Here is a 3,770-nt window from a genome sequence, read left to right as displayed (position 1 = left end):
CCACAGCCCCCCTCACGACAGCAAGCCCTCATGACAACAACAAAACGAGAAATGGAGTCGGCATGACCTCCGAGACCTCCACCCCCCAACCGGCCATGCGCCTGCGGGAACTGGCCTTCGCGGCCGCGTGCGCAGCCGCCGTCCGCGCGGCGGCCCGGCTGGGCGTGGCCGACGCCTTGGGGGACGCCCCCGTCTCGGCCGACGAACTCGCGGCCGAGGTGCAGGCCGATCCGCGGTCCCTGCGGCGGCTGCTCCGCGCCCTGGCCAGCCATGAGATCTTCGCGGAGACCGAGGACGGCCGGTTCGTCCACACCCCCATGTCACGGCAGTTGCGCGAGGACGCTCCCAACAGCCTCCGCTACATCGCCCTGTGGTGCACCGAGCCCTGGACCTGGGACGCGTGGCCGCGGCTGGACGAGGCGGTACGGACCGGCCGGAGCGTGTTCCAGGACCTCTACGGCAAGGGCTTCTTCGAGTACCTGCACGAGGACGCGCCCGAGTCGGCCCAGATCTTCAACCGGGCCATGACCACCTCCAGCCGCCAGTCGGCCGAGGATGTCGCCGCCCTCCTCGACCTCAAGGGCGTCTCGGTGGTCGCGGACATCGGCGGCGGTCAGGGCCACGTGCTGGCCAGCCTGCTGGAGAAGCACCAGGACGTGGAGGGCATGCTGCTGGACCTGCCCGCCGTGGTCGCCAAGGCCGACCCGCGGCTGCGGGAAGGCGGCGAACTCGCCCACCGCGTACGGATCGTGCCCGGTGACTGCCGGAGCGGGATCCCGGTCAAGGCCGACATGTACATCATCAAGAACATCCTCGAGTGGGACGACGAGAGTACGCGCAGGACGCTGGGCAACGTCGTCGCGGCCGCGCCGCCCGGGGCACGGGTCGTGGTCATCGAGAACCTCGTGGACGACAGCCCCTCGATGCGGTTCACCAGCGCCATGGACCTGCTGCTGCTCCTCAACGTCGGGGGCGCGAAGCACACCAAGGACAGCATGATGACCCGGATGAAGGAGGCCGGTCTCACGGTCGGCGGCGTCCGCCCGGTCAACGCCTACCTGCACGCCTTCGAGAGCACGGTTCCGGGGTAGGAGTCCCGGGACAGGTCCCGGAGTTCAGAAGCGATCGGTCGCCGAGGAGCCCAGTTCCTCCTCGGCGGCCATTTTCGCGACCAGCCCCGTCGTGTGCCGGCCGGCGCGGAACTCCGGGTGGGACAGCGCCCGCCGCAGGAAGCCGATCGTCGTGCGCACCCCCTCTCCGCCGACGCGGAACTCCTCCAGCGCGCGATCCATGCGGGCCATCGCCTGGGGCCGGTCGGGGGCCCAGACGACCGCCTTCGCGAGCAGCGAGTCGTAGTCCGGGCCCACCCGCCAGCCCGAGTAGCTGTGGGTGTCGACCCGTACGAAGGGGCCGCCCGGGGGCACGAACTCGTAGAGCAGGCCGGGGGTCGGGGCGAAGTCCCGGTCCGGGTCCTCGGCGTTGACGCGGCACTCCACCGCCACCCCGCGCGTCGTCACGTCCGCCTGGCGCACGCTCAGCGGCAGGCCGGCCGCGACGAGGATCTGCTCGCGTACGACGTCGATGCCGGTGACCATCTCGGTGACCGGGTGCTCGACCTGGAGGCGGCAGTTGATCTCCATCAGATAGAACTCGTGCGAGGGCGTCACCACGAACTCGAAGGTGCCCGCGCCCTCGTAGCCGACCGCCCGCGCGCCCCGCACGGCCGCCTCGCACATCTCCGCGCGCAGCCCTTCGGGCAGGTGGGGCGCGGGGGCTTCCTCCAGGAGCTTCTGGTGGCGCCGCTGCACCGAGCAGTCGCGCTCGCCGAGGTGGATCGCCGAGCCGTGCCGGTCGCACAGCACCTGCACCTCGACATGGCGGGCGTCGTCCACGTACTTCTCGAGGTAGAGGCGGTCGTCGCCGAAGACCGCGCGGGCGTGCGCGCGGGTCTCGCGGTAGGCGGTGAGCAACTCGTCGGGGTCGCGGACGACGGCCATGCCGCGCCCGCCGCCGCCCGCGACGGCCTTGAGGATCACGGGGTAACCGGTCTGCTGGGCGGTCTCCTTGGCCTCCGCCGAGGTGGTCAGCGCGGTGCTGCTGCCGGGCAGCACCGGCAGGCCCGCCTCGTGCATCGCCGTACGGGCCGCCGCCTTGTCGCCGAGCCGCAGCATCACCTCGGGGGACGGGCCGATGAACGTGATGCCGCTGGCCGCGCAGATGTCGGCGAAGTCCGGGTCCTCGGACAGGAACCCGTACCCGGGGTGGATGGCCTGGGCGCCGGAGAGCCGGGCGGCCTCGATGATCGCCGGGATGCTGAGGTAGCTGGACTTGGCGGGGGCGGGGCCGATGTGCACGGCCTCGTCGGCGAACCGTACGACGGCGGAGTCGCGGTCGGCGGTGGAGTACACCGCCACCGAGCGGATGCCGAGTTCGTGGCAGGCACGGGCGATGCGCAGGGCGATCTCGCCGCGGTTGGCGATGAGCACGGAGCTGAACATGGCGATCAGGCCTCTGCCTCGGGGGCCTTGGGGAGCTCGGAAGCCTCGGAGACCTTGGCGACCGCCGGGACCTCAGCGATCGCGGGGACCTCGGCGACCTTGGGGACCGCGGGGACCTTGGGGACCGCGGGGAGAGCGGGGGACGCGGCGGAGTCGAGCGGCTCGATGGCGATCAGGCGCTGGCCGTACTCCACGGGGTGCGCGTCCGGCGCCAGGATCTCGACGACCAGCCCGGCGGCGTCCGCCTCGACGGTGCTCATCATCTTCATGACCTCCAGGACGCCGACCGGCTGCCCGGGTCTGACCTCGTCGCCGACCGCGACGAACGGCGCGGCCCCCGGCTCGGAGCAGTGGTAGAAGGTGCCGACGGTCGGGGCGAGGACGTAACGGGTCGTCTCGGCGGCCGGGTTGTCCGCTGAGGCGGAGGCCGCTGCCCCTCGCTCAGGCGGCGGTACGGGCCGGCCAGAGGGGGAGGGCGCCGGAGCGGGGGGTGTCGGCGCCGGGGCTGCCGGAGCCAGGGGTGCAGGAGTCAGAGAGGCCGACGCCAGGGGGGCCGGCGCGGCAGGTTCCGGCCACTCCAACTCCAATGACATCTGGCCCTGTTGGAGCCTGATCCGCAGCGGCGGCTGCGGCGCGGCTTTCAGCAGCTCCAGCACGTTGTGGCAGAGCGAACCGATGTCGGGGTGGCCGAACGGGGCGAAGTCCTGGGAGAAGTCGGTCCCGTTGTAGCCGCCGGAACCGTTCCCGTTCCCGTGGCCATTGCCGTGCCCGTGCCCGTTGCCGTGCGCCTTGCCGTTCCCGATGTACGTGGGACTCCGGCCGTTCTCGTACGCGCCGGGTTTGTCGATGTCCGCCTTGTCGATGTTCCGCTTCACGATCGGCCTCCTCAGGTGCCGGCCGGGACGCCCGCTCCGGCCGGGTTGCCCGCCTCGACTCCGAAGCGGTGGAACCGGCTCCCGCGCTCGCACAGCAGCCGGCCGGGGTCCCAGGGGATGAGCTCGTCCAGGGCCGCGCCGAGCGCGGACCCCAGGAGGGCGGCCGCCCCCGCGTGGTCGCCGTGGGCGCCGCCCGGCGGCTCGGGCACCACGCCGTCGACGATGCCAAGCCGGAGCAGTTCCCGCGCGTCCAGGCGCAGCGCCCGTGCGGCGGTGGGCGCCGCCATCCTGTGTAAGGAGCCCCATGCGGCGCCCACCGCCGCGCGGGCGCCGCGCCTGTACGCGCGGGCACTGCTCCGGCTTGGCATCGTCGACGGCGTGGTGCCCGAGCCGCCGG

4 protein-coding genes are annotated in these 3,770 nt (G+C 72.6%); 1 reads left to right on the top strand and 3 read right to left on the bottom strand.

Annotation, left to right across the window (positions count from 1 at the left end):
• The first annotated feature begins 62 nt into the window (after positions 1-62).
• A complete protein-coding gene (locus AOK16_RS23860; protein WP_055474186.1) occupies positions 63-1,091 on the top strand; it encodes a methyltransferase in 1,029 nt (342 codons plus the stop codon).
• 24 nt (positions 1,092-1,115) lie between these two features.
• Here AOK16_RS23860 and AOK16_RS23855 read toward each other — a convergent pair whose 3' ends face one another.
• From AOK16_RS23855 to AOK16_RS23845, 3 genes are read right to left on the bottom strand one after another with little or no spacing between them, the layout of a single operon-like run.
• On the bottom strand, positions 1,116-2,498 hold the full coding sequence (locus tag AOK16_RS23855) for an acetyl-CoA carboxylase biotin carboxylase subunit (protein ID WP_055474185.1): 1,383 nt from the start codon (positions 2,496-2,498) through the stop codon (positions 1,116-1,118).
• A gap of 5 nt (positions 2,499-2,503) precedes the next feature.
• On the bottom strand, positions 2,504-3,373 hold the full coding sequence (locus tag AOK16_RS27800; RefSeq protein ID WP_205627770.1) for an acetyl-CoA carboxylase biotin carboxyl carrier protein: 870 nt from the start codon (positions 3,371-3,373) through the stop codon (positions 2,504-2,506).
• An 11-nt stretch (positions 3,374-3,384) separates the two neighbouring features.
• Entirely contained in the window at positions 3,385-3,660 is a 276-nt protein-coding gene (locus AOK16_RS23845) for a hypothetical protein (RefSeq protein ID WP_055474184.1), read from the bottom strand.
• Positions 3,661-3,770: the final 110 nt, after the last annotated feature.

Origin of the sequence: Streptomyces pathocidini (assembly GCF_001418495.1) — a bacterium.
GTDB classification, from domain to species: domain Bacteria; phylum Actinomycetota; class Actinomycetes; order Streptomycetales; family Streptomycetaceae; genus Streptomyces; species Streptomyces pathocidini.
This window is presented reverse-complemented; position numbering and strand designations above follow the sequence as displayed.